Below are 23,182 nucleotides of genomic sequence, written 5' to 3'. Positions count from 1 at the left end.
TTCCTCTTCCCCTTCCTTCTTTTCTCATCATTTTCATAGAAAAAGAGCGGCGCAGGCCGCTCTTTTTTCGTCTTTCCGTATTATTTTGACCGCTGCTCAAGCCAATCGCCGACAGTCGGGTACGTCTTGTTAATCGCCTGGCGGCCGAAACATACCGACACGTGTCCGGTCGGCATTTCCACATAGGTTTTATCCTTGCTGGAGATGACCGGCATCAATGCTTCTACCTGGTGTGGAATCGCAATATGATCGCGCTCGGCAGCGATATTCAGCACATTTGCTTTAATATTGCTTAAATCAACCTGGCGGCCGCGGATATATAGCTCACCCTTAAGCAGCTTGTTATGCTGGTAGAACTCACGAATCCACTGGCGGAACGCTTCACCGGGGAACGGAATGCCGTCGTTGACCCATTTCTGCATAAGCTGCCAGCCATTCACGAAGTTGGTGTTTTCCGCCCGCTCCACAAGATTGACATACGGACCGTAGAAGTTGACGATCGGTTTGAGCATCTTGTTTCCGAAATCGATCATCTCCGGTGGAATGACACCCATCGTATCCACCATTTTATCCAAATTGAAATATTTTTCATTGAGCCAGTTCGTAAACAGGCCGGCATCAGCAAAATCAAACGGACTCGTCATGAAGATAATGTTGCGGATTGGAAGCTGCGGATGCAGCGAGGCGAAGATGGCTGTCATCGTACCGCCCATGCAGTAGCCGAGCAAAGAGATTTCGTCAGCTCCCGAGGCTTTCAGCACTTTACGTACTGCGCGCGGGATGTAATCCATAATGTAGTCGTCCAGCTTCATGTTGCGATCTTCGAGTGCGGGCGTACCCCAATCAAGCAGGTATACATCAAACCCGCGATTGACCAGATATTCGATAAGACTGTTGCCCGGAGACAGATCCAGAATATATGGTTTGTTAATTAACGCGTATATCATCAGAAGCGGCACGCGGTGTTTCTTCGGCAGGGACGGCTGGTAACGGTACAGCTTTGTTTTATTTTTCGTCCAGATTGTTTCTTTCGGTGTTAGACCGACCTGCGGTTCGGCTTCGGTTGTTAATATTTCCGCCGCTTTCTTAAACCGGCGGTAGGTGCGCTGTACCTCCTGGGGCAGGGCATCCAATGCGTCTTCCCAACTTTTCGTTACCGGAGCTGACATGGTTTATCTCCTCCAACCTATAGGTATTCTCTCTATAAAAACTATACCAAAATGATTCAGATAAGACGAAATATTTCGCAACTTAATTTATTGCTATGTATTTACATGTAAAGACCGCCGTTGATGTTTAGCTGCTGGCCTGTGATATATTCGCCGTCCCGGCAAAGATAGAGAACGCCGCGCGCGATTTCTTCCGGCATTCCGAAACGGCGCGCCGGAATTTTAGCCACAATCTGCGCGCGAATCTCATCCGGAATCGCTTGTACCATCTCCGTATCGATAAATCCGGGGCAGATTGCGTTTACGGTTGTGCCTGATTTAGCCAGCTCAAGTGCAAGTGATTTGGTGAAGCCGATCATGCCAGCTTTTGCCGCGGAATAGTTTGTTTGTCCGAATCCGCCGGCCTGACCGATAATGGAGGAGATGTTGATAATGCGGCCCGCATCCGATTCTTGAATATGGGAAAGTGCAGCTGTTGTCATATTGTAGACGCTGTTTAAGTTGACTTGAATGACTTGATTCCAATCATCTTCGGTGATTTTGCGGAAAGTGCGATCACGGGTAATCCCGGCATTGTTTACCAGAATATCGAGTTTGCCGTATTTGTTGATCGTTTCTTCGACAAGAACACGCGCTTGCGCAGCATCGGAAACATCGGCTTGCGCAGCAAACGCTTCGCCGCCGGCCTGCTCGATTTCCTGAACTACCGCATCTGCAGCTTCGTTATTGCTGTTGTAATTAATGACGACTTTTACGCCGTTTGCGGCCAGTTCTTTGGCAATTGCCGCGCCGATTCCGCGGGACCCGCCCGTTACAATCGCTACTCTACCGTTTAATTTCACCATAAACAATAACACCCCTTAGCTGACGTCAAATTTTATAAAAGAAAATGATGAATTCAGAACATGCACATAAATCTCTTCCAAATGAAACGAACAAATGAGTTTATGCCTCTTTTTTCCCTGTGTCTTTTGCTTGCTTGTCTTCTTTTGTCACTGCCACTTCTTTTACGGAAACTTCTTTTGTCTCCGTTTGCTTTTGCAGCAGTTCTATTACTTGATCAAGCTTTTTGTCGAGACTTTTCATGTCGGTTTTCAACTGGCTGACTTCCTGGCCGACATTCAGGCTGCTGATTTGGTGCGATAAATCTTCTTCGATCATTTCTTCTAAGTTATCAACTTTAGCTTCGAGGTTGACAATTAAGGAAGCCAGATTGGAAAGATCGGCGCGGGAAGGCATGTTCGCCTGGGCCAGGTAATTTTCTGTCGATTTTTTCACCATATCCTGGTACTGCAAATACATATTCAGGAACTGGCCCATCCACTCCGAGAAATCCTCTTTCCTCATTGATTCATCAAATACCTTGCTCCATTGGGATTCTGTCTTGTCATACAAATCTTTCCACATCGCAAACGGATCAAACGGGTTCTGTTTGCTCACTGGTTCATCTCCTCTCCGGTTTTTTCACCTTACCATATATATGAGCAGCGGTGAAAATTATGTTGAAAAAGGTATTTCATGTAAAAGTATAGTAAACCAAACTTTGAAACTCAAATAAAAAGATTCGATAAATTACGGCATTTTTTTTAAGTTTTTGTTAACATCTTGTGAATGTCCATAGACAGAAAACGACCATGGCATCTCAGCGCAACTCCGACATGAAAATCACCATGGCGTCTCGGCTGCAACCCCGACATGAAAATGATGGGAAAGAGGCTGACTTTTGTGGTACGAAGGAAAGAAGAGAAAAGAACGAGACAATGATTTCAATGAGAAAAAAGGCGAACGCCTTTTTCTTCCTTAGATCTCATTTCCTCTTTCTCTCCTTCTTTTCTCACGATTTTCACAGAAAAAAGCGGTAGTTTCTAAGATTTAGAAAAAAAGTTTTCGGGAAATGTTTGACAAAAAAACTCCATAGGTGTAAATTACATATAAGAGATATTTACAGATTTGTAGGTGATGCACATGTCTGCGAGTGATGAGAAATCTCGCCCTGACACACAGGCAAAAGAGGATAAGACAATTGGTGGTGCGCCGAAAAATTTAATGGTACCGTTTCTGCTGTTGAGTTTACGCGGATGGAATGTTCACGGGTATGAGTTGATTCAGCAGTTGATTAAATTTGGATTTCCTTCTATTGATCAGGGGAATGTATACAGAACACTGCGGCAGTTGGAGAAGGATAATATGGTTAAATCAGAGTGGGATACTTCAGCCGGCGGTCCGGCAAAGCGAATCTATTCGCTAACGGACGCAGGTGAACAGTATTTGAATTCATGGGCTGCATCCCTTGAGCAATATCAATCCATGCTGGACCGATTCTTTACGATGTATACAGGATTCTTTATGCCGGGTTCAGTTAATAAACCGGCGGCAGATACAGAGGAGAAAGACAAGAAATAGTTTTGTGGCGGTACTGCAGCAAGCTGCACTTACCATATATGTTTTTCTTTTATTCAAGTTCTTAAGGAGGAATTAAACAATGGCGATTAACAAGAAGACGGAGAAAGATCCGGTGATGGTGCAGGCGCAAGCTCAGGAGAATGCGAACGTAAATATGATCGATGCCATATGGGATGGCTGGATGAACGGCGTGAAATTGATGTACGCTTACCAGCGAGAGATGGAAAACCTAACGCTGCAGACGCTTGAGCGCCAGAAAGAAATCTGGACCAAGACAACAGAAAATATGGACAAAATGGAAGAGGAAATGAAAAAGTTCCTCGAAGACGTGAAAGTCAACTATCAAAATAACGTGAAAAATATCAGCGGTGAGCAGATGGGCAAGACGTTCGAAGAATGGACACAACGCCTTGAGGAAATCGCAAACCGCATCCAGCAGCTTACATGGACACCGGGCAAAGCTAACCTGAATATAGTGAACAAATCCCAGGAGCAACTAGAGACTTCCTTAAAGAACTTAATCGCCCAGCAGCAAAGAACGCGTGAGGAAGTGCAGACATTAATGGATAACTTCCTCCAGCAGGTAAAAATAACGCAAAAGGGATTGCTTGACTCTGTTGAAGCCAACAAGAATAATACAATGAGCCTGTTCAAATAATATCTTCCCCCCCTATAGCCGGGGGGGTTTTCCTTGCTTTTTTTGTCGAAAAATGTCAAAGTCATAAGAAATAAAGAGAAAGAGGAAAAGAAGATGAATATATACGAAAAAGCTAAGCATGTAGTGGAACGCTCTTATGCTGATATTAATATTGGAGATATAGCGGAAATAGTGAAAACTATTACAGATGAAGATATCGTTGCATTCGCCCGATTGACCGGTGATGTTAATCCTATTCATCTTGATGAAGAATTTGCCAAGCAGACGTTTTTCAAAGGGAGAATTGCGCACGGCATGCTGACGGCGAGCTTTATTTCTACTGTGCTGGGCACGCAACTGCCGGGAACGAACACAATTTATTTATCGCAGAATTTGAAGTTCAAAGCACCGGTTAAAATCGGTGATACAATTACTGTGGTTGCTGAAGTGATTGAAAAGCGGGACGATAAAAAATTAATCAAGCTGCGCACCAATCTCGTAAATCAGGATGGGAAAGTGGTTGTCGAGGGTGAAGCAATGGTAATGAAAATGGAGTAGCGCCGGCTACTCCATTTTTGCTGCGTTCATTTTATTAGTTTGTAAATCGATCAGAATGATTGTGATATAAGGAGTATCCGATTTGACAAATTCAAAAACGAAAAAGTAGAGGAGAAGGAAAAAAATCATATTTGTCGAACTGAATCATATAGGACTTGGGATATGTTAGTTAGGAGAAAGGAATGTACACAATGAAGAATTGGTCCGTAAAAAGAAAACTGTTCTCCGTATTGTTTGTGGTCGTATGTGGGTTTACGCTGCTTCTTCTGCTCAATGAATGGTCAAAAAGCCAATTGTTGGATGCTTCAGCGGAAAAGGATCTCGCCAGTCAGAAAATCAGAATGACGCATACGATCGTACTGGCGATGGCGGATGCGCAGCGCAGTGCTTCGGAGACACTGCTGGCCCCTGATAAGACAAAAGCGGACGAGGTGCTAAAACAAGTAGAGAAAGCGCACCAGACGCTCGCACAAATGCAGAAAGAGGCGAAAAGCCCGGAAGAGCAAAAAATATTAAAAGAAGCACTCTCGCTAACAGAAACATATAAAAGCTTTTTTAGCGGGGTCTATCAAATCGAAGAAAGCCTCGGAAAAGTAGGAGAAACCAAAAATAAACCTGCTTACCAGATTCTTCTTGAACAGATCGAGAAAGAGATTGTCCAGACAGAGAATCAGACAGCACTTAAGTCGCTGCTTACGGCGAAAAGCTTAGAAAGCGAGTACCTATACCATCAGGGAAAGAAGAACACGGAACAGATGAAACAGGTACTGGCGCAGATAAAGCAAGCGGTACCGCAACTTGCTCCTTCTATAGATAAGTATGGTCAAGCGTATGAGAAGCTCGTCTATGCAATCGAAAACGAGAAAGTCATGATTGCGATGTACCATGACGCTGCCAATAAAATGAATCCGCTCGCCGCTTCCATTCAGAAAGCAGCGGAAGCGAAATATAAAGCCGCAGAAAATAAAGAGCAGGCGGCGATTGCGGCAATGAAGTGGATACCGCCGGTGGTGACCGGACTGATTCTGGTTCTTACCGTTCTGTTTATGCTTTATATTAATCGAGGGATCCAACGCTCCATTCAATTGCTGCTGCAAATTGCCGACCGGTTGAAACAAGGAGATTTGCGCGGCGAAAGCCGGGAGTATTCAAGCGACGAGCTGGGGCGTCTGGCTCAAGCGTTTGATGAAGTACGCCAGTCGCTGCGCCGTATCATTGAATCGTTGAATCGGGATGCACAGGTTGTGAACCAGTCATCTACCAATTTAACAACGGTTTTTCATCATTTCTCATCACAAAGTCAGGAAACGGCAAGCGGCATTGATTCCATTGCACATCATGCCGCAGAGCAAAAAGATATTAGCCGCCAGTTTGCTTCGCTGATGCAGGAATGGGAGCAGGATATGGAGGAAATCACCCTGCAAACCGAGCGAACGGACGAGAAAGTCAAAGAGCAGGGGAACATTACGGAGCGGGGCGTGAAAGCGTTGAGCAATCTGGCTCAAGCGACGGATATGAGCTACGAATTGTTTAGAAGAATCGAAGAAGTCGTAGAGGAGTTGGCTACTAAGTCGCAAAATATCGAGAAAATCACCGGTGTTATTAGCGGTATCGCCGAACAGACCAATCTGCTGGCATTGAACGCTTCCATCGAAGCAGCACGGGCGGGCGAAGCAGGCAAAGGATTCAGCGTTGTGGCGGACGAGGTGCGCAAATTAGCGGAACAATCACAGCATTCTGCACATGAAATCCAGCAGTTTATTGAGGAAATGAAGAAACAGGTGGCGGATGCGGTTCGCTCGGTGCAGGCGGCTGAAGGCCAGTTTGCACAGCAGAAGAAGGAACAGATTAACACGCGGCAGGTGTTCGACGCAACGCAGGCAGGCATGCGGTTGATCGAAGAATTTACGGAAACGACAGGAATGCTGGTGAAGAAAATGAACACACAAAAAACCCAGCTGGTAAACTATATTCAAAACATAAGCATATCTTCACAGGAGATGGCTGAGTCCACGGCACAGCTGGCCAGTGCAAGTGAGCAGCAGGCGCTGGTTCTGCAGGAAATCTCGAATAGCGCAGATGAGCTCCGAGGCCTGGCTCATTCGATTGTCCGTCAGGGTGAGAAATTTGCACTGTAGCAACAGGAGGATGTAAAAATGCGTGAATACGTCGGAGTTTGTGTGGAGTGCGGAGCAGAAGTGTATTGTCATGACGGATTTATTGGAGGAATTGTATTAGAGAAGGGAAAGCTAATTTGTTTTCCCTGTTCCGAAGCAAAGGAAAAAAAGGAGACGAACGACGAAATAGAAGAATAAGAAAATACCCCGGACGCCTAATTCGGGGCTTCTCTTATTTATTCCATCAGGATTTTTCTTTGGCTTCAGCGATCATCCGGGTAATCTCATATACACTCGGAAATTCCCATTCGCTCCATTCATTTTTATCCATTGTTCTTTTCTCCTTTCTTGCAGTTTGTAATATATCAACGTATACTCAATGAGTGAACCGTAGGAAGATAGCGGTAGTAACTTTTTTCATGTAAGTGTAATTTTCACTTATTCTCTATTATTTTACCCAAAATGATCGATTTTATTCCCTGTTTTATAAATTCACGGGGGCGTATTTGGAAAGGGGAGCGAGCAATGAATAAGGATAAGCTGGCTCACGAAATTGTGGAAGCGGGACGTCGCATATACCAGAGTGGATTCGTCGCTGCCAACGACGGAAATATTAGCGTGCGAATTGATACAGAGCATGTGCTGATTACACCAAGCGGTGTCAGCAAAGGATTTATGGAAGCGGATGCGCTTCTGCTGGTCAATCTGACTTCGGGGGAAACGATAGAGGGACAGGGGCGCCCATCCACTGAGAGTGCCATGCATTTTGATATTTATCGACATCGGCCTGATGTGCAGGCGATCGTGCACGCTCACCCGCCGACAGCGACCGGGTTTGCGGTGGCGGGAATCCCGCTTGATGAGCTTGCGCTGCCTGAGCTTATCGTTACGATGGGTACGATTCCTCTTGCGCCGTATGCCACTCCCGGCACGGAAGCACTGCCTGAGACGCTGCGGCCTTTCTATAAAGAGCACGATGCCATCCTGCTGGCCAACCATGGCGCCGTCACAATGGGACAGAGCTTGACGGAGGCGCTGTTCAAGATGGAATCGGTTGAGATGTGCGCTAAAATTTTGTTTACTGCACGTATGCTTGGACGTGTACAGGAGCTGTCTGACGAACAGGTGGACAGGCTGGTGGATGCCCGTTCTTTCTACGGGCTAAAAGGGGCCCACCCGGGCAAGAAGATTATTGAACAACGCCGCAACAAGGAGGAAAAATCATGACGAAAACATATGAACCTCTCCAGTCTGTGCGCTGGGAAAACGACGAACTTATTTTGCTTGATCAAACCAAACTGCCGGAGCAAACTGAATTTCTTACCTTGTCTGATGTAAAACAGGTATGGGAGGCAATCGAGCGACTGAAAGTACGAGGCGCGCCGGCGATTGGCATTACCGCCGCCTATGGCGTATATGTGGCTGTGCGCAGCTTCGCATCTGCGACAGTGGATGAACTGCTTTCAGAAGTGAAAAAACAGGCGGATTACCTTGCCACTTCGCGGCCGACAGCCGTTAATCTGTTCTGGGCGTTGAACCGAATGGTGCGCAGAGCGGAAGAGTCCGCTGCAGCGGGGCAGTCTCCGGCTCAAATCAAGCAGGCATTGCTAAAAGAAGCGCAGGAGATACAGGCGGAAGACGAAAGGGTCTGCCGTGCGATTGGGGAGCATGCGTTGACACTGTTTTCGGACGGAATGGGAGTACTGACACATTGCAATGCCGGTGGACTTGCCACCGCCAAGTACGGAACGGCGACAGCTCCGATGTATCTCGCGCATGAAAAGGGATGGAATATTAAAGTGTTTGCCGATGAAACCCGCCCGGTGCTTCAAGGAGCGCGCTTGACCGCGTATGAGCTGCAGCAGGCAGGCATCGATGTCACGCTCATCTGTGACAATATGGCGGCGAAAGTCATGTCGAACGGCTGGGTGCAGGCAGTTATCGTCGGTACGGACCGTGTGGCGGCAAACGGCGACGTTGCCAATAAGATTGGCACGTACGGTCTGGCCGTGCTGGCACGGGCGCATAATATTCCGTTCTACGTCGCAGCTCCGCTGTCTTCAATTGATCTTACGACACCAACCGGTAAAGAAATCCCAATCGAAGAGCGCGAAGCGGAGGAGGTTACCCGGGGGTTCGGCCGTCAGGTGGCACCGAACGATATCAAGGTGTACAATCCGGCTTTTGATGTGACCCCGAACGAGTACGTAACAGCCATTATTACGGAAAAAGGCATTGTGCGCGCGCCGTATAGGGAGAATCTGCAGGCGTTATTTGAGAAATAAACGGCAGGAACCGTGTAGAAACTTCTATGCGGTTCTTTTTTGTTGACATTTCGTTGATATCATCGGCTGGAATACGTGGAAAAGTATAGGTGCTGATATATAATGTAAATAGATGACAGATACAGGAGACTAATATGATTCATTTGATTATACTGAAAACCATATAGGCCCGGGTATATGGTTTGCGAAAAACAAAAAGAAATATTGCGTAAAGCAAGATATAAATTTCATATGTTATATTATCTGACTCAAAATAAACAATACATTGCTCTTTATATTATAATGCAAAAAAGTTGACGTATAGGGGGATGGAAAGATGAAAACAGAACCATTGCCTGGGTGGGCCGCTGCCTATGTTGCCATCCTCAGCTTCATTATCCTGTATGTGCTGAAAGTGATGACGGGACTGAAGGGGACACCGGGGGAAGAGATTACCGGACTGGATTTGAGCGAGCACGGAGCATACGGATATCCAGAGCATCTGGAATCGGCAGAAAATCCGGCGTTTGCGGTAGAAAAAACCGATATGAAAGTTGTCTCGAGGTAACGCTATGAGTACGTTGGAAGATGTAAAGCGCAGTGTGGAAGAAGAGGCTGTCAAATTGGCAGGTTCTTCTCTTCCTGTCTTTGAGAAGTACCGGATGCTGAATCTTCTGCACGACAGATTATGCCGCGAAGCGGTGCAGCGTGCGGAAGAGTGGATGGTAGCCCAGGGCTTCGGAGCTCCCCGGGAGCCGTACTGCTGGTTTGAACTCGGCAGCGGAGGGCGTGGAGAGCGAACCATCGGCAATGACCAAGATCACGGATTGATGTACGGTGATATGGACGTTACGCAGCCTGAATTAATGCATACTTCTTCGCATCAGGAATATTTCGCTTTGTTCAGTCAGCGCATCTCCTACGAATTAGAACAGGCGGGATATCCGCTTTGCTCAGGAAACGTAATGGCATCTAACAGGCGCTGGCGTCACGATATGGCAGAGTGGCAGCAGACCATCCTTTCCTGGATAGAAAGCCAAGGCATTGATGAGATACGGTATCTGCTCATGCTTTCGGATATGCGTGCCATATATGGCGATCGTATGCTTTGTTACCGCTTGAAAGCCTGGATGCATCGACGCCTGTATGAAAACAAAAAGCTGCAGCATCGCTTCGCACAGCATTCTCTTTTGCATGACATTCCGCTCGGGCTGTTTCGCAATCTCCGCTACGAGCGGTGGGGTGAGCATGCAGGAGAGTATGATTTAAAGGAAGGCGGCTATTATCAACTGGTGAATACGGTTCGTATCCTGGCTATCGCCCATCATATCGAAGCCACAGAAACGAAGGAACGGTTAAGCGAGCTGTACCGCAGCGGTGTACTCTCCGTATCGGATTACGAACGATGGCTCGATGCGCTGGCCTGTATGCTGAATGTTCGATTGCAGCATCATGTCAGGCTCCATGAGGAAGGGAAGGCGCAGCATAACTATATAGATGCAAGAAATTGGGGGCGTGAGAGGCTGAAAGAGTGGAAAGATATACTAAGCTTCTTGAAGCGTCAGCAAAAACGATTGAGGCAGATAGTGTAGTAAGTAGTAAGTAGTAAGGCAAGAAAAATGAGAGAAGAAAGAAGGATTTTCACAGAAAACCACCATGGCATCTCAGCCGCACCCCCGACATGAAAATTGTGGGAAGGGCGGCTGACTTTTGTGGTATGAAGGAAAAGAGAGAAGAGAACGTGACAATGATTTCAATGGAGAAAAAGGCGAATGCCTTTTTCTTCCCTGGATCTCCTTTCCTCTTTCTCTCCTTCTTTCCTCACAATTTTCACAGAAAAAAGCACGGGTGTAATCCCGTGCTTTTTTCTGTGCTTATCTATAGTAGTTGGCAAACGCGATAATTCCTTCATCATCGTCGAGCACCAGCTCGAGGCTGGCCGCAAAAGGGTCGCGGTGAAGCTCGTGACGAAGCCAGAAGCGAATTGCTTCAATCATATTAGCTTGAATAAGCATCTGTGTGCGGCCGTTTTCCATGGCTGATGCGGAGAAGCCATAGTCTTCATCCCACATTAATTCAACGCTGACATCATGCGGACTGATTTGTTTTTTGTCCGCAATGTACAGGCATAGCGCGTTTACGATATCCTGTTCCGACAGCTTTAGTTTCTCCATATGTTCGCTTCCTGTTCTTTCTTCTTCGTTTTATAGGCCACATACAATTTGCGGATAACGGCGATTACCATAACGACAAACAGAACATTAATAAGCAAACCGAGAATGGCGCCAAGCGAACCCAGATTGCCGAGCAATCCGCCGAGCAGAAGTCCTGCCAGGCCGCCGAACAGTAAGCCTTTCATCAGGCCGCCGCTTTTGCTTTGAGTCGGTGCTGTGGTGCTCTTAGCCGGTGCTGTATTTTTAGCCGGGCTGTTTACGACCGAGTTCTGGTTGGAAATGTTAGAATTTTGGCCGCTTCCAGGCTGGAAGTTTTTCGTGCCGGAATTGTATGATTTTCTTCCTTTGGCGTCAGCGTGGTCGACATTCACGAAAGCCCCGGTACTAAATACGAGCGCGACAGCCATGAATAGCGTAAGAATTTTTTTCATAGGTTGTGTAAACCCCCCTCTGAAATCTTGATACATGTATTAGATACGGTCGCACTTCAGTTTGGTTTCAAAATTTTTGAGGAAAATATTCGTTCCAGCGGCGATCCACCAGATCGACGATATCTTCACGCGGCACAAGCTCGTCCGGATAAAACGGCTTCATACGCGCATCAATGACAATCGGACCTTCAAACTGCACTTTATTATGGCTGAGCTTCGTTTTGGCGTATACATCATGCGCCGGATCAAAGCGAGTAAATGTTGTCCAGAGGAATGACGTCTGATCGACAATGTCATCCGCGTCATCGACCAGGAATACGAGCGGCCAGTCAGCCAGCTGGGATTGTGCATGTTCGATCAATACGGAAGGAAGCTGCTCATCCTCCGCATAAGATTTGCCGGAGATAACCAGGCATCCGCCGCAATATGCTTTAAGTTTATCGATGCCCGGAAGCATATTGCCTGTGTATTCATACGCAAGCTCACGAATCGGCTCGCCGATGCCAAGCATAATCGCTTTGCTGCCATGGTTGAACTTACGACCCGTATAATCGAGTGTATCCATAGACGTATCATGTACAATCAGTAAATCGCGCTGCGGATTGAAGCGTGCGAGTATCGTCTCCAGGAATCGTGGGAAGTCCTGCAAATTGCAAGGCGTGTCCGTTAGCATCAAGAATTTGGTAAGCGTCAGCTGGCCTTCACCCATAATGCGGAATGCATGCGCCATCGCTTCGCGGTAGTAACTCTCCCGTACGATTGCGCCCGCCAGTGAATGGAATCCCGTTTCTCCGTACGTCCACAGGGCTTTTACACCAGGCATTACCACCGGGAACATCGGGGATAGGAGGCTCTGCAGGTAGTCGCCGATAAAATAATCTTCCTGCCGTGGCTTACCGACCACGGTGGCCGGATAAATCGCATCTTTGCGGCGGTACACCTGTTTGATGTTGAACACAGGGAAATCGTGCGTCCATGAATAATAGCCGTAGTGATCACCGAACGGTCCTTCCGGCTCGCGCACATGCGGCGGTACTTCACCGCAGAATGCAAATTCTGCCTGGGCAATGAGTTTATGTGCGTGGTTCTGCACTTGTGTTACATCCAGCTTATCGCCCATAAGAAACGAAGTGAATATTAATTCCGGCAGCATTTCCGGCAGCGGCGCAATGGCCGTGACAATCAATGCCGGAGGGCCTCCAAGAAATACGGTAACCGGAAGCGCCTGATTGCGCACTTCTGCCTCATGATGATGGAAGCCGCCGCCTTTATGAATCTGCCAGTGCATACCGGTTTTATTCTTTTCCTTTACCTGCATCCGGTACATGCCGAGATTATGTTCTTTTGTTTCCGGATGTTCCGTGTAGACCAGCGGCAGAGTGAAGAACGGGCCGCCGTCAAGTTGCCAGCCGGTCAGAACGGGAAGCTTATGCAAGTCCGCTTCTTCCCTGACTTCAAGCACCGGCGCTTTGCCGTTCCCGACAGTGCGTAGACCGGTTTTGGCCACGTCTAACAGCGGCGTGCGATATTTCCATATTGTTCCGATTTTCGGCGGCAGCAGTTTGTCCATTGCGCCGATAAGCTGCTTAACCAGATTTTCCGGACGGGGACCGAATGCCAGTTCTATGCGGCGCATTGTACCGAACAGATTCGTTATGACCGGAAAGGAACTTCCTTTCGGATTGGTAAATAAAAGCGCCGGGCCGCCCTCATCAATGACGCGCCGATGAATCTCCGGAAGTTCCAGGTTCGGATCAACCGGAGCGTCAATCTCTACAATATCATTTTCTTTTCGCAATGCTTCAATAAAAGTTCGCAAATTGCTGTGCATACAGTGCGGTCTCCTTGCTTCATAGTATTCTCCATTGATATTGTACATGGTTTACTTGACCAGTGCACAAAAAATCGTATTTTCTTAATATTTTTTCGGGTGAAAACCGCTAAATTATGTATGTTATGATAGAGGAAGAAAGAATTCATGGATAGAGAGAGGATGCTTATGGCATATAAATTAGCTGCAATTGACATAGACGGTACGTTATTGACTGATGATTATAAAATAACGGAGAAGAACAAGAACGCGCTAAAAGCCGCAGAAGAAGAAGGGGTGCAGATTGTCCTCTGTTCCGGGCGCGCTCCGTTTAGCGTGACACCGCTGCTTGAAGAGCTTGGTATCGCCGGTTATTTCATTTGCCATAACGGAGCCGTTACGTCCCATTCCAACACAAAAGAAATTTTGCATGAGGTGGGATTTACGATAGATTCGCTCAAGAATGTGCTGGATTACTGCCGGACGGAGAATATTCACACCGATTTCTGTACGGCATTCGATATGTACACGGAGAGCCTGGATAGGGAGGATGTGCGGGCGATGTACGCCAAATACCTGGCTCAACCGAAGCTTGTGGAAGATGCGCTCAGCATGAAAGATACGCTGGTTAAATTTACGCTGTTCGGCACGGACGCTCAGTTGAATAAAGCATACGACGAGCTGGCGGCGATGAATCTTCCTCTACGTATGATTCGCAGCGGCCCGTCGTATATTGATATCATAGACCAGACCACATCAAAAGGATCGGCCTTAAGCAATCTGGCGAAACATCTTGATATTCCTCTGAGCGATACGATCGCCATCGGGAATTATTATAACGACCTGGATATGATTACAATGGCGGGTATCGGCGTGGCGGTTGGAAATGCCCCCGGAGATGTTAAGGAGCAGGCGGATATGGTGGTTGCGTCCAATAACGAGAGCGGCGTAGCAGAAGCGCTTGAGCGGCTCGTATTAGGAAAGAAGCAGCAAGTCTAAGAGGATTAAGATAAAGTGAGAAGAGGGAGCAGGGCCAGAAGAGGAGACTGCCTCCCTTTTTTATTTTTTATATTGCACCTGTTTTTATGGTGGAAGAGAATATTTAAAGCTTGCAATTCTTAGACAAATACTATAGGTTGTTTTTATGAGAACAGACAGCTGGCACTGCTCACTCTGTTCTATATATGTATCAAGGAGATGAACGCCATGCGCGCAGAAGCAGTTAAGTCCAGTGAAACATTTATTGACCCGATTGAAAAACATTTTTATGATATTATTCATTTGATTGGAGAAGACCCGGAACGCGAGGGTTTGAAAGAGACACCGAAGCGCATCGCCAAGATGTACCGGGAAATTTTCAGCGGCCTGGATGAAGATCCGGCTGAGGTACTCGGGAAAACATTCCCGGCAGAAGGCGCGAACGACATTGTCATTGTGCAGGATATTCCGTTCTACAGTGTATGTGAACATCATTTTGTTCCTTTCTTCGGAAAGGCGCATATTGGATATATTCCAAATGGCCGGATTGTGGGCTTAAGCAAATTTGCCCGACTGGTTGAAATTCTGGCGCGTCGTCCGCAAGTGCAGGAGCGTATTACAAACCAGATTGTCGACGCGCTTGAACAGGTAATTCAGCCCGTTGGCGCGATTGCCGTCATCGAAGCCGAGCATATGTGCATGAGCATGCGCGGCGTAAAAAAGCCGGGCAGCAAAACAAGAACGATTGCCCGTCGCGGCATTTTCGCGAAAGACAACGGAGTACAGGAAGAACGTTTCTTCCGCCTCCTGGAAAAAGAATAGTCAAGATAAAAGAAGAGAAGAGACGAGGCTATTGTCTCTTTTTTCTTTGCCGGGAAACCGGAATAAGGTATAATAGTCAGAAAAATAACCTTATACATAAAGTGTGGAGGCTAAGAAGAGATGGTTGCACAGCACGTGAAAACAGTATTCCAGGAAAAATATCGGGGAGTGGGCCGCATGCTGATCGCATGCCCGGACCGTCCGGGGATCGTGGCGGCGATATCTAGATTCTTATACGAGAACGGCGCCAATATCCTGCAGTCCGATCAGTATACCCAGGATCCGGAAGGCGGCATGTTTTTCATGCGGATTGAATTTTTTAAAGAAGGTCTTGAAGATAAAATTGACGATTTGTGTCAGGCATTTATTCCGATAGCGAATGAATTTGGAATAGACTGGAAAATTACCCGGGCGAGCCAGCCGAAGAAAATGGTTATCTTTGTATCGAAAGAGGATCATTGTCTTCAGGAACTCCTGTGGAACTGGCGCGCGGGTGATTTGAATGCGGAAATCACGATGGTAATTAGCAATCACGAGGATTCGCGCGAACTGGTAGAATCGCTCGGCATTCCGTTCCATTACCTGCCGGTAACGCCGGAAACGAAGCTTGAAGTTGAAAAAAGGCAGCGTGAATTGATGGAGGGCAATGTAGACTTTATCGTGTTGGCCCGCTATATGCAGATTCTGTCTCCGTATCTGGTTGAGCACTACCGGAACCGGGTGATTAATATTCATCACTCCTTCCTGCCGGCGTTTATCGGTGGTAAGCCGTATGATCAGGCACACAAGCGCGGCGTGAAGATTATCGGTGCCACCGCTCACTATGTGACGGAGGAACTGGACGCCGGTCCGATTATCGAACAGGATGTGAGCCGCGTTAGTCATCGTGACGACGTCAGCGACCTGAAAAAAGAGGGACGCCACATCGAACGTATTGTACTAGCCCGTGCCGTGAAATGGCACATCGAAGACCGCATCCTCGTTGACAAGAACAAGACTGTTGTATTTACGTAAACGCAAAATAATAGCAAAGCATAAAAAACGGCGCCTATTGGCTCCGTTTTTTCGGTTTGAAAAAGTCCGTGTCGCGGTGACCGCACCTCATCAAGAGGAGCCGAGAAGCGGACAGGTAACCAGCGGTTTGTAAATCGGACCTGACCGGGTAAGTGTCGACTGAAACAATACAATCGAATCCACACGCCAGGCGATAGAGCGAATCTGGATCAACTTCTCAACAGGTATCGTTTCACCTGTCATATCCGGATCTCGCCCCAGTGTGATATGCGGTGAATAGCTCCGCTCTTCTTTATAAAGCTGTGCCTGTACAAAACGATCTGTTAATGACTGCTGCAGCGCGTGCAGATTTTCGATCTGTCCGCCAATTCCCGCCCAGACGACGCGAGGACGCTTTATATTCGGAAACGCTCCAAGGTTTGTAAGCTGTATGGAGAAGGGGGAAACAGAAGCGGTCGCCTGTGCCATTTCCTTTTTTATGGCTTGGGTTTGTTCGGCGGAGCACTCCCCAAAGAAATGCAGGGTCAAATGCATTTGGGCCATTGTTTGCCATCTGCGGCACGCGAGCGGCCCGTTTTTTAGTTCTTTTTGTAGACGTATAAGCTCCTGCTTTACCTCTTGGCTGAGTTCGATGGCGGTAAATAATCTCATTCAATACCCTCCTTCCTCTTTATACATATAAGTTGAACTAAAGGATTTTAACGATTTATGTCAAAATCATCTTCTATCGTGACTTTTACGTATAGAAGAGCGACAACCGTGTTGATATACAGGAAGCCAAACAAGGTCATGAAAACGACAAAGGATAAACGCATGTTTGAACGTTATTAAACAGGATACCCTCATCTTTGCGGAAAGAAAAACAAAGACATTGCCGGGCTTCTTGACCGTACGCCGCAACAAGAAAAACGAGTGGTTGAGCGGGTTGCCACAAAGCATCCTGTTGATGTACCACCATGGTTCCTGCCTTTTAGATTTTCACAAAAAAACACCCTCCTTCCATTAGTTTAGAAAAAGGATAGTGTTCTTGGTTTTGGAAGTGCCAAAAAGTGTTAGTTTGATGGCGATGTGGTGCTCTCTCTTAATATACTTAACTCAACTTTCGCAGAATGAAATCGGTAAATAAGCCTTAATATAGGCAGGAAGGCTGGCAATCCACTGCTGAAGTTGACTTTCAATCATTGTTTTGATTCGGCTGTTTGTCTTTTTCAGGGTATCTTGAAGAAGCTCGACTAGCTGCTGAAGTGCGACCGCCCAATCGAGATCTTGTATTTCATCGCAAAGTTCGTAAAAGAAACCACCAAGCGTCCGGTCGTCGGTGTTACAGCGGTTTTGCCTTTGTTTGGATTAAATTGGTTTTATTTAAAAATTATTTATTAGGGGGAAAGATTAGTGGGTTTTTCAGAGGTATTACTATTACTGTTGAGTATGTTTGCACTTTGGTGGGTGCTTGAATTTTCAACAAGATGCCTTATTCCTAGCGTTCGAAAGCATTATTATCCGAGCTGGCTTAGGTATATATGGAATATTATTATATTAATTTTAGTTTGGAGTTTTGCTAAAACTTTTGGGTTATGGATTGTTGGAGGTACGGCAATAATTATTTCCTTTGTGTTAGAAAAGTTATTTCCTGCTAAACCAAAAAATAGTACTTAAACTTACCACCCTATGTGGCGGTTCCTGTGGTTTCAGACTTCTTTGGCTGTTTTCGTTCATAAGCCTCAATGGCTGTACTATATAACTGGACAGCCGGGTTGATTGGACAATGGATCAAGCGTGAATGGGACATTTCTTATACGGTAAAAGGGATCACAATGGAAATGGCTGAAAAAATCCATCATTGAAAATGTATTTTACCCCTCTGTGAAGGAGATTCGTGCCCGTGTGCAAGCGTTTATTCAATATATCAATCAAGCTTTGTCCTGTACGATTAATCGTTTGTGTGTAAAAATGTGATTTCTTTAGTTCATTTTATATAGTTTGCCACCTCTTCTTAAATTCCTTGCGTAAAGGGCAAGCAGGAATTCGCACTGTGCCGTCGAAAGTAATAAAAAGTCGGGTAAAAACAAAACCTGAGTTCTGAAGCATCACTATTTTTATTTAAACGGGGTGAATTCAATGAGCAAACGTGTGTTAATCATAACGGGAGACGCCGTAGAAGCACTGGAAATTTTTTATCCGTATTACCGCTGCTTGGAAGAGGGATTTGAGGTAACCATTGCCTCTCCTTCCGTAAAGAAATTGCAAACCGTCAGCCATGATTTTGTGGAAGGCATGGAGACGTATATAGAAAAACCTGCATACGGATTAGAGTCACACGCCGCGTTCGCCGATGTGGATCCCACACAGTATGACGGTCTCATTATCCCGGGCGGCCGCGCGCCGGAGTATATTCGTCTTGATGAGAGTCTGCCGGGCATTGTGCGCCATTTCTTTGAAGCGAATAAGCCGGTCGGAGCCATTTGCCATGCCGCTCAAGTGTTGTCTGTTGTGCCGGATTTAATGAAGGGAAGAGAGTACACTGCCTATTCTGCATGCAAGCCGGATGTGGTAGCATGCGGTGCGACGTATATTGACAAAACGCTACATACGCATCAAAATCTGGTATCAGGTCATGCATGGCCGGATTTGCCTGGTTTTATGCGTGAATTCATTAAATTATTGCGATAAAATAACAGGGGCGCTGCTGTTTTAGCGGCGCCCTGTTTTTCCATGGAAGGAAGAGAGGGAGAATAGGTGGAGCATAAGTCGCTGCGAGAGTTTCTCGGTACAGTATCGCTGTTTGCGTCTCTGACTGAGCAGGAGCGGGACGCAATTGTTGGCGTAATGTCCCATAAAAAAGTAAAGAAGCGCGAAATTTTATTTTATGAGGGAGAGCCTTGCACAGCCATCTACCTGCTTGCGCACGGGACGGTAAAAGTATATAAAACGACTGAAGACGGGCGGGAGCAGATTGTCAACGTACTGTACGAGCGAGATATGTTTCCCCATATCGGTATGTTCGGTGGCAGTCCGTATCCGGCGACAGCGGAAGCGATGGAAGAATCCTTACTCTATTCTATTAATGTCCAGGAGTTGACGGCGCTGCTGAAAGGGAACTCAGCGCTGTGCATTCGCCTTCTACAGATTTTGGAAGGGAAAATTCGTGACCTTCAACGCCGTCTTTCGGATGTGCTTAGCAAAGATATGAAAGAAAAAATTATGAATACGCTTTCTTCTCTGGCTAAATCCAGAGGAACAGAGGTGGCGGGAGGCTATTCACTGAAAATGGAGCTGACACATCAGGACCTGGCAGATATGGTGGGCACGACCCGGGAGACAGCAAGCCGGATTATAAGTCAGTTGAAGAAGGAAGGGCTTATCGAATTTGATGCGCATTCTATCTGGATTCGACATCAATAGTGACAGGTTACGCAAGAGGGGATGGAAAGGGGCTGTTTACATGGATAAGGCAAAGAAAAAAACAAAGCATAAGTGGATGCTTATTCCTGCCGGGTTTCTGCTCTGGAGTGTTATTTATACGCTGCTCGTGCTCTATAAACAGCGCGATCCGGGTTTTAATGCAAACAACTGGAATGAACATAAAATGCAGGTAAATCTACCTGCTGCGTCCCCGCTATCTTCTCCAGCCAAGTAGTGAGGAAAGAGAGACTGCCGAATCAGCTAATTTAATTGGTATAGCCCGTCTCAGCACTGAATATATTCAGTGCTAGAAGGTGGTGGACAGGACTCATGGATGCGTCGTTTTGGATCGGATTTATTAATATCGTTATTATTGACGTAGTGCTTAGCGGCGATAACGCCGTAGTTATCGGGATGGCGAGCCGGAGACTCCCGCCTGTCCAGAGAAAAAAGGCTGTTATGTACGGTACAGTGGGAGCGGTTGTACTGCGCATTGTGCTGACAGCACTGACGACGTGGGTACTGCTTATTCCGTATTTGAAGGCGGTCGGTGGCGTTGTGCTTGCCTGGATTGCTTTGAAGTTACTTATTGGTGAAGGAGAGGAATCCTCGGATATTAAAGCCGGCCATACGCTGGCTGGAGCGGTGCAAACAATTATCGTTGCGGATTTTGTTATGAGTCTTGACAATGTGCTGGCGGTTGGAGGAGCAGCACACGGTGACTTTGTTCTGCTGCTGTTCGGGTTAGGTCTTAGCATTCCGCTTTTGATGGTCGGGAGCAACGCTGTGGCCGCGCTCATGGACCGGGCGCCGGCTCTTATTTATATCGGTGCGGGTGTTCTTAGTTATACGGCAGGCAAGATGGTTATGTCTGAAGAGGCAGTACAGCAGCGTATTGCACCTATGTATTATTATCTTGATTGGCTGTTTCCTCTGTTGCTTACTATGCTGGTGCTGACGGCGGGTATCTGGTGGCGTAAACGTCTGTATCATTCCGTTCTTTAATCTACGGGAGCCTTCCAACATTTACTGTGCTTTTGGGTTGCATGTAACCTCCGTGTTGGTGACATTCTATAGATACACCACATAAGGAGGTGAAATAACATGGCACAACAACAAGGTAACAGAAACAACCTGGTTGTTCCTGGCGCACAGCAAGCTCTGGACCAAATGAAGTATGAAATCGCTTCTGAGTTCGGCGTACAACTGGGAGCGGACACAACTTCTCGTCAAAATGGTTCTGTTGGTGGCGAAATCACAAAGCGTCTTGTTCAATTAGCTGAACAACAGCTGGGTGGTCGCGCATAATTACATGAATATCTGGTAATAGGAGCCGGCGATTTCGCCGGCTTCTTTTTTCTGTGAAAATCATGAAGAAAGAAGAAGAGGGAGGAAAAAAGATCTAAGGAAGAAAAAGTCCTTCGCCTTTTTCCACATTAAAATCATTGTCTCGTTCTCTCCTCATTTTTCCATTCTTGTGACGAAATTTTGAAATAAATATTTTCCTGATAATTATTCAAAAACAAAGCAGGAATATGACAAAAAAGATGGAATAGTTAGTTTATAGTAAACGTTTTCATTGCTTAGAAAACGTTTGCAGTTCTTAAAAAAGTAAATGGAAGTTGGAGGAGATGGAGAATGACCGAATTGCAACTGCATGCACCTGAGTACTACAATATGGTGAATGACATCGAACGACACGCCGCCGATCCGGACAAGTTGGCTTTGCTGTGGGAGAATGAAGCGGGCGAGACAAAGCAGTTCACATACGCTCAATTAAGTAAAGTATCGAACCAACTGGCAAACGGACTAAAAGAACTCGGCATTCAAAAAGGCGATAAAATCATGATTATCCTGCCGCGTATCGAGCAGGCATACATTAGCTACATGGCGGCACTGAAGATTGGCGCTATTGTGCTTCCGGGTTCGGAAATGCTAATGCCGAAAGATATTTTATACCGTGCTACACATGCAGGCATCAAAGCGGTTATCTCCTATCATGATCTGGTGAGCCGTATCGATGAAGTGAGGGCGGATTGCCGTACGCTGGAGACGTTTATCGTATGCGGAGGAACGAAGGAAGGCTGGATTTCTTTCGACAAGGTTATAGAGGGACAAAGCGAAGAATTTGAAGTCGAGAATACACGCGCCGATGATATCGCATTTCTTAACTACACATCCGGTACGACAGGCAATCCCAAAGGCGTTATCCACACACACAGCTGGGCATACGCACACCAGGCGGTGGCAGCAAAGCTGTGGTTGGATGTGCGGGATGGAGATGTAGTATGGGCTACGGCCGGTCCCGGCTGGGCAAAGTGGAATTGGAGTCCGTTTATTTCCGTGCTCGGTTCCGGTGCAACTGGCCTTGTTTATTTTGGCAAGTTCGAGCCGAAAAAATATTTGTCTCTGCTTGATAAGTATTCGGTCAATGTATTATGCTGCACACCGACCGAATACCGGATTATGGCCAAGGAAGAGGGCCTTGACCAGTATAAATTGGAGCATCTTCGCAGTACGGTAAGCGCCGGCGAGCCGCTGAACCGTGAAGTTATCGATACATTTAAGAAGTATTTCGGGGTTACCGTGCGTGACGGTTACGGGCAGACAGAGAATTCGCTTCTGATCGGTACGTTAAAAGACATGGAAGTAAAACCGGGTTCGATGGGCAAACCGACGCCGGGCAACCGAATTGCCATCATTGACGAAGAAGGAAACCCGGTCGAGCGCGGCCAGGTAGGCGACATTGCGGTACACCGCAGTGTACCGGCTCTTTTTAAAGGATATCTGAACGATCCTGAACGTACTGCCGCTGCTTTTCGCGGAGATTGGTACTTAACGGGCGACCAGGCGAAAGAAGATGAAGACGGCTACTATTTCTTCGAGGGACGTTCGGATGATATCATCATCAGCTCAGGCTATACCATTGGACCGTTCGAGGTAGAAGACGCGTTAGTGAAGCATCCGGCCGTTAAAGAATGCGCGGTTGTTGCAAGCCCCGATCCGGTACGAGGCAGTATTGTGAAGGCATTCGTCATTTTGCGCGACTCGAACGCTGCTTCTGAAGCATTGGTGAAAGAGTTGCAGGAACACGTGAAGAATATTACCGCTCCGTATAAGTATCCGCGTGAAATCGAATTTGTGTCTGAGTTGCCGAAGACGACCTCCGGCAAGATTCGCCGCGTCGAATTGCGTCAGGCGGAGAAGGCGCGTAAAGCCGCACAAGCGTAAACATGAAAAGAAGTCTCTGAGGTTATCCTCGGAGACTTCTTTTCTCTCTGTTCCTTCGTACCACAAAAAGAGCAGCCGCTCTTTCCGTCATTTCCAATGGTAGTTATTTCAATGAAGCAAACAAGCGCTCCTTCAGTATAAAGAATGCTTGACGAAAAAAGAAAAACATGCA

The 23,182-nt window shown here is 46.8% G+C and carries 27 protein-coding genes and 1 pseudogene; 20 read left to right on the top strand and 8 right to left on the bottom strand.

What is annotated here, in order from left to right:
* Positions 1–80 precede the first annotated feature (80 nt).
* The 3 genes from phaC to phaR all read right to left on the bottom strand — a co-directional run bounded on the left by phaC (position 81) and on the right by phaR (position 2,609).
* A complete protein-coding gene (gene phaC / locus ADA01nite_RS03055) occupies positions 81–1,169 on the bottom strand; it encodes a class III poly(R)-hydroxyalkanoic acid synthase subunit PhaC (RefSeq protein WP_146808431.1) in 1,089 nt (362 codons plus the stop codon).
* A 101-nt stretch (positions 1,170–1,270) separates the two neighbouring features.
* Positions 1,271–2,014: an acetoacetyl-CoA reductase gene (gene phbB / locus ADA01nite_RS03050; protein WP_146808430.1), complete on the bottom strand. Its 744-nt coding sequence runs from the start codon at positions 2,012–2,014 to the stop codon at positions 1,271–1,273.
* A gap of 100 nt (positions 2,015–2,114) precedes the next feature.
* Positions 2,115–2,609: a polyhydroxyalkanoic acid synthase subunit PhaR gene (gene phaR, locus ADA01nite_RS03045; protein WP_246147197.1), complete on the bottom strand. Its 495-nt coding sequence runs from the start codon at positions 2,607–2,609 to the stop codon at positions 2,115–2,117.
* Positions 2,610–3,125: 516 nt separating this feature from the next.
* Here phaR and phaQ point away from each other — a divergent pair.
* From phaQ to ADA01nite_RS03005, 9 genes are all read left to right on the top strand, one after another.
* Entirely contained in the window at positions 3,126–3,572 is a 447-nt protein-coding gene (gene phaQ, locus ADA01nite_RS03040) for a poly-beta-hydroxybutyrate-responsive repressor (RefSeq protein WP_371863529.1), read from the top strand.
* Between the two features lie 79 nt (positions 3,573–3,651).
* On the top strand, positions 3,652–4,230 hold the full coding sequence (phaP, locus tag ADA01nite_RS03035) for a polyhydroxyalkanoic acid inclusion protein PhaP (protein WP_146808428.1): 579 nt from the start codon (positions 3,652–3,654) through the stop codon (positions 4,228–4,230).
* Between the two features lie 93 nt (positions 4,231–4,323).
* Positions 4,324–4,767: a MaoC family dehydratase gene (locus ADA01nite_RS03030; RefSeq protein ID WP_146808427.1), complete on the top strand. Its 444-nt coding sequence runs from the start codon at positions 4,324–4,326 to the stop codon at positions 4,765–4,767.
* A gap of 182 nt (positions 4,768–4,949) precedes the next feature.
* A complete protein-coding gene (locus ADA01nite_RS03025) occupies positions 4,950–6,905 on the top strand; it encodes a methyl-accepting chemotaxis protein (RefSeq protein WP_146808426.1) in 1,956 nt (651 codons plus the stop codon).
* An 18-nt stretch (positions 6,906–6,923) separates the two neighbouring features.
* On the top strand, positions 6,924–7,082 hold the full coding sequence (locus ADA01nite_RS21885) for a hypothetical protein (protein ID WP_170230124.1): 159 nt from the start codon (positions 6,924–6,926) through the stop codon (positions 7,080–7,082).
* A 327-nt stretch (positions 7,083–7,409) separates the two neighbouring features.
* Complete coding sequence (locus ADA01nite_RS03020) at positions 7,410–8,111, top strand: class II aldolase/adducin family protein (RefSeq protein ID WP_146808425.1); 702 nt, start codon at positions 7,410–7,412, stop codon at positions 8,109–8,111.
* Positions 8,108–9,169: an S-methyl-5-thioribose-1-phosphate isomerase gene (mtnA, locus tag ADA01nite_RS03015; protein WP_146808424.1), complete on the top strand. Its 1,062-nt coding sequence runs from the start codon at positions 8,108–8,110 to the stop codon at positions 9,167–9,169. The genes ADA01nite_RS03020 and mtnA overlap by 4 nt, the downstream gene beginning before the upstream one ends.
* 316 nt (positions 9,170–9,485) lie before the next feature.
* Positions 9,486–9,716 carry an ammonium transporter gene (locus ADA01nite_RS03010; protein WP_146808423.1) on the top strand — a complete coding sequence of 77 codons (231 nt, stop codon included), beginning with the start codon at positions 9,486–9,488 and terminating at the stop codon, positions 9,714–9,716.
* 4 nt (positions 9,717–9,720) lie between these two features.
* On the top strand, positions 9,721–10,740 hold the full coding sequence (locus ADA01nite_RS03005; RefSeq protein WP_146808422.1) for a putative nucleotidyltransferase substrate binding domain-containing protein: 1,020 nt from the start codon (positions 9,721–9,723) through the stop codon (positions 10,738–10,740).
* A gap of 282 nt (positions 10,741–11,022) precedes the next feature.
* Here ADA01nite_RS03005 and ADA01nite_RS03000 read toward each other — a convergent pair whose 3' ends face one another.
* The 3 genes from ADA01nite_RS03000 to ADA01nite_RS02990 all read right to left on the bottom strand — a co-directional run bounded on the left by ADA01nite_RS03000 (position 11,023) and on the right by ADA01nite_RS02990 (position 13,584).
* Positions 11,023–11,322, bottom strand: coding sequence for a YxcD family protein (locus ADA01nite_RS03000; RefSeq protein WP_146808421.1), 300 nt, complete (start codon positions 11,320–11,322; stop codon positions 11,023–11,025).
* The gene (locus tag ADA01nite_RS02995) at positions 11,310–11,753 is read right to left on the bottom strand and encodes a hypothetical protein (protein ID WP_146808420.1); all 444 of its coding nucleotides are present in this window, start codon (positions 11,751–11,753) and stop codon (positions 11,310–11,312) included. The genes ADA01nite_RS03000 and ADA01nite_RS02995 overlap by 13 nt, the downstream gene beginning before the upstream one ends.
* Positions 11,754–11,820: 67 nt before the next feature.
* Entirely contained in the window at positions 11,821–13,584 is a 1,764-nt protein-coding gene (locus ADA01nite_RS02990; protein WP_146808419.1) for a UbiD family decarboxylase, read from the bottom strand.
* Between the two features lie 168 nt (positions 13,585–13,752).
* Between ADA01nite_RS02990 and ADA01nite_RS02985 the strand changes: the two genes are divergently transcribed.
* From ADA01nite_RS02985 to purU, 3 genes are all read left to right on the top strand, one after another.
* Positions 13,753–14,562, top strand: coding sequence for a Cof-type HAD-IIB family hydrolase (locus ADA01nite_RS02985; RefSeq protein ID WP_170230123.1), 810 nt, complete (start codon positions 13,753–13,755; stop codon positions 14,560–14,562).
* 207 nt (positions 14,563–14,769) lie between these two features.
* A complete protein-coding gene (folE, locus tag ADA01nite_RS02980; protein WP_246147196.1) occupies positions 14,770–15,363 on the top strand; it encodes a GTP cyclohydrolase I FolE in 594 nt (197 codons plus the stop codon).
* A 120-nt stretch (positions 15,364–15,483) separates the two neighbouring features.
* Complete coding sequence (gene purU, locus ADA01nite_RS02975) at positions 15,484–16,377, top strand: formyltetrahydrofolate deformylase (RefSeq protein ID WP_146808416.1); 894 nt, start codon at positions 15,484–15,486, stop codon at positions 16,375–16,377.
* Positions 16,378–16,467: 90 nt separating this feature from the next.
* Here purU and thpR read toward each other — a convergent pair whose 3' ends face one another.
* Together thpR and ADA01nite_RS22530 are read right to left on the bottom strand one after the other, a co-directional pair.
* Positions 16,468–17,028 (bottom strand): RNA 2',3'-cyclic phosphodiesterase, encoded by a 561-nt coding sequence (gene thpR / locus ADA01nite_RS02970; RefSeq protein ID WP_146808415.1) that lies wholly within the window; start codon positions 17,026–17,028, stop codon positions 16,468–16,470.
* Between the two features lie 444 nt (positions 17,029–17,472).
* Positions 17,473–17,712: pseudogene (locus ADA01nite_RS22530) on the bottom strand (IS4 family transposase); the annotation flags it as partial.
* A 57-nt stretch (positions 17,713–17,769) separates the two neighbouring features.
* Between ADA01nite_RS22530 and ADA01nite_RS02960 the strand changes: the two are divergent.
* The 8 genes from ADA01nite_RS02960 to mbcS all read left to right on the top strand — a co-directional run bounded on the left by ADA01nite_RS02960 (position 17,770) and on the right by mbcS (position 23,010).
* Positions 17,770–18,033 (top strand): hypothetical protein, encoded by a 264-nt coding sequence (locus ADA01nite_RS02960; protein WP_146808414.1) that lies wholly within the window; start codon positions 17,770–17,772, stop codon positions 18,031–18,033.
* 68 nt (positions 18,034–18,101) lie between these two features.
* The gene (locus tag ADA01nite_RS22995) at positions 18,102–18,221 is read left to right on the top strand and encodes a winged helix-turn-helix domain-containing protein (RefSeq protein ID WP_146808413.1); all 120 of its coding nucleotides are present in this window, start codon (positions 18,102–18,104) and stop codon (positions 18,219–18,221) included.
* A 274-nt stretch (positions 18,222–18,495) separates the two neighbouring features.
* Positions 18,496–19,047, top strand: a complete 552-nt coding sequence (locus ADA01nite_RS02950) for a DJ-1/PfpI family protein (protein ID WP_146808412.1) — start codon at positions 18,496–18,498, stop codon at positions 19,045–19,047.
* Positions 19,048–19,113: 66 nt separating this feature from the next.
* Positions 19,114–19,779, top strand: a complete 666-nt coding sequence (locus ADA01nite_RS02945) for a Crp/Fnr family transcriptional regulator (protein ID WP_146808411.1) — start codon at positions 19,114–19,116, stop codon at positions 19,777–19,779.
* Between the two features lie 40 nt (positions 19,780–19,819).
* On the top strand, positions 19,820–20,014 hold the full coding sequence (locus ADA01nite_RS02940; RefSeq protein ID WP_146808410.1) for a hypothetical protein: 195 nt from the start codon (positions 19,820–19,822) through the stop codon (positions 20,012–20,014).
* A gap of 95 nt (positions 20,015–20,109) precedes the next feature.
* Positions 20,110–20,784: a TerC family protein gene (locus ADA01nite_RS02935; protein WP_146808409.1), complete on the top strand. Its 675-nt coding sequence runs from the start codon at positions 20,110–20,112 to the stop codon at positions 20,782–20,784.
* Positions 20,785–20,883: 99 nt separating this feature from the next.
* Positions 20,884–21,087, top strand: a complete 204-nt coding sequence (locus ADA01nite_RS02930) for an alpha/beta-type small acid-soluble spore protein (protein WP_146808408.1) — start codon at positions 20,884–20,886, stop codon at positions 21,085–21,087.
* A 330-nt stretch (positions 21,088–21,417) separates the two neighbouring features.
* Entirely contained in the window at positions 21,418–23,010 is a 1,593-nt protein-coding gene (gene mbcS, locus ADA01nite_RS02925) for an acyl-CoA synthetase MbcS (protein WP_146808407.1), read from the top strand.
* Positions 23,011–23,182 lie beyond the last annotated feature (172 nt).

Origin of the sequence: Aneurinibacillus danicus (genome assembly GCF_007991215.1) — a bacterium.
Classification (GTDB): Bacteria; Bacillota; Bacilli; order Aneurinibacillales; family Aneurinibacillaceae; genus Aneurinibacillus; species Aneurinibacillus danicus.
The sequence above is the reverse complement of the archived record's forward strand: the minus strand, read 5'-3'. Positions and strand labels throughout refer to the sequence as shown.

Coding starts and splice junctions, on each gene's coding strand:
- ADA01nite_RS02930 (WP_146808408.1), top strand. CDS start 20,884: ATGGCACAACAACAAGGTAACAGAAACAACCTGGTTGTTCCTGGCGCA.
- ADA01nite_RS02935 (WP_146808409.1), top strand. CDS start 20,110: ATGGATGCGTCGTTTTGGATCGGATTTATTAATATCGTTATTATTGAC.
- mtnA (WP_146808424.1), top strand. CDS start 8,108: ATGACGAAAACATATGAACCTCTCCAGTCTGTGCGCTGGGAAAACGAC.
- phaP (WP_146808428.1), top strand. CDS start 3,652: ATGGCGATTAACAAGAAGACGGAGAAAGATCCGGTGATGGTGCAGGCG.
- ADA01nite_RS03005 (WP_146808422.1), top strand. CDS start 9,721: ATGAGTACGTTGGAAGATGTAAAGCGCAGTGTGGAAGAAGAGGCTGTC.
- ADA01nite_RS03010 (WP_146808423.1), top strand. CDS start 9,486: ATGAAAACAGAACCATTGCCTGGGTGGGCCGCTGCCTATGTTGCCATC.
- ADA01nite_RS02940 (WP_146808410.1), top strand. CDS start 19,820: ATGGATAAGGCAAAGAAAAAAACAAAGCATAAGTGGATGCTTATTCCT.
- ADA01nite_RS21885 (WP_170230124.1), top strand. CDS start 6,924: ATGCGTGAATACGTCGGAGTTTGTGTGGAGTGCGGAGCAGAAGTGTAT.
- phaC (WP_146808431.1), bottom strand. CDS start 1,169: ATGTCAGCTCCGGTAACGAAAAGTTGGGAAGACGCATTGGATGCCCTG.
- ADA01nite_RS02985 (WP_170230123.1), top strand. CDS start 13,753: ATGGCATATAAATTAGCTGCAATTGACATAGACGGTACGTTATTGACT.
- ADA01nite_RS02950 (WP_146808412.1), top strand. CDS start 18,496: ATGAGCAAACGTGTGTTAATCATAACGGGAGACGCCGTAGAAGCACTG.
- ADA01nite_RS02995 (WP_146808420.1), bottom strand. CDS start 11,753: ATGAAAAAAATTCTTACGCTATTCATGGCTGTCGCGCTCGTATTTAGT.
- phbB (WP_146808430.1), bottom strand. CDS start 2,014: ATGGTGAAATTAAACGGTAGAGTAGCGATTGTAACGGGCGGGTCCCGC.
- thpR (WP_146808415.1), bottom strand. CDS start 17,028: ATGAGATTATTTACCGCCATCGAACTCAGCCAAGAGGTAAAGCAGGAG.
- ADA01nite_RS03000 (WP_146808421.1), bottom strand. CDS start 11,322: ATGGAGAAACTAAAGCTGTCGGAACAGGATATCGTAAACGCGCTATGC.
- ADA01nite_RS03030 (WP_146808427.1), top strand. CDS start 4,324: ATGAATATATACGAAAAAGCTAAGCATGTAGTGGAACGCTCTTATGCT.
- ADA01nite_RS02990 (WP_146808419.1), bottom strand. CDS start 13,584: ATGCACAGCAATTTGCGAACTTTTATTGAAGCATTGCGAAAAGAAAAT.
- folE (WP_246147196.1), top strand. CDS start 14,770: ATGCGCGCAGAAGCAGTTAAGTCCAGTGAAACATTTATTGACCCGATT.
- ADA01nite_RS22995 (WP_146808413.1), top strand. CDS start 18,102: ATGGCTGTACTATATAACTGGACAGCCGGGTTGATTGGACAATGGATC.
- purU (WP_146808416.1), top strand. CDS start 15,484: ATGGTTGCACAGCACGTGAAAACAGTATTCCAGGAAAAATATCGGGGA.
- mbcS (WP_146808407.1), top strand. CDS start 21,418: ATGACCGAATTGCAACTGCATGCACCTGAGTACTACAATATGGTGAAT.
- ADA01nite_RS03025 (WP_146808426.1), top strand. CDS start 4,950: ATGTACACAATGAAGAATTGGTCCGTAAAAAGAAAACTGTTCTCCGTA.
- ADA01nite_RS03020 (WP_146808425.1), top strand. CDS start 7,410: ATGAATAAGGATAAGCTGGCTCACGAAATTGTGGAAGCGGGACGTCGC.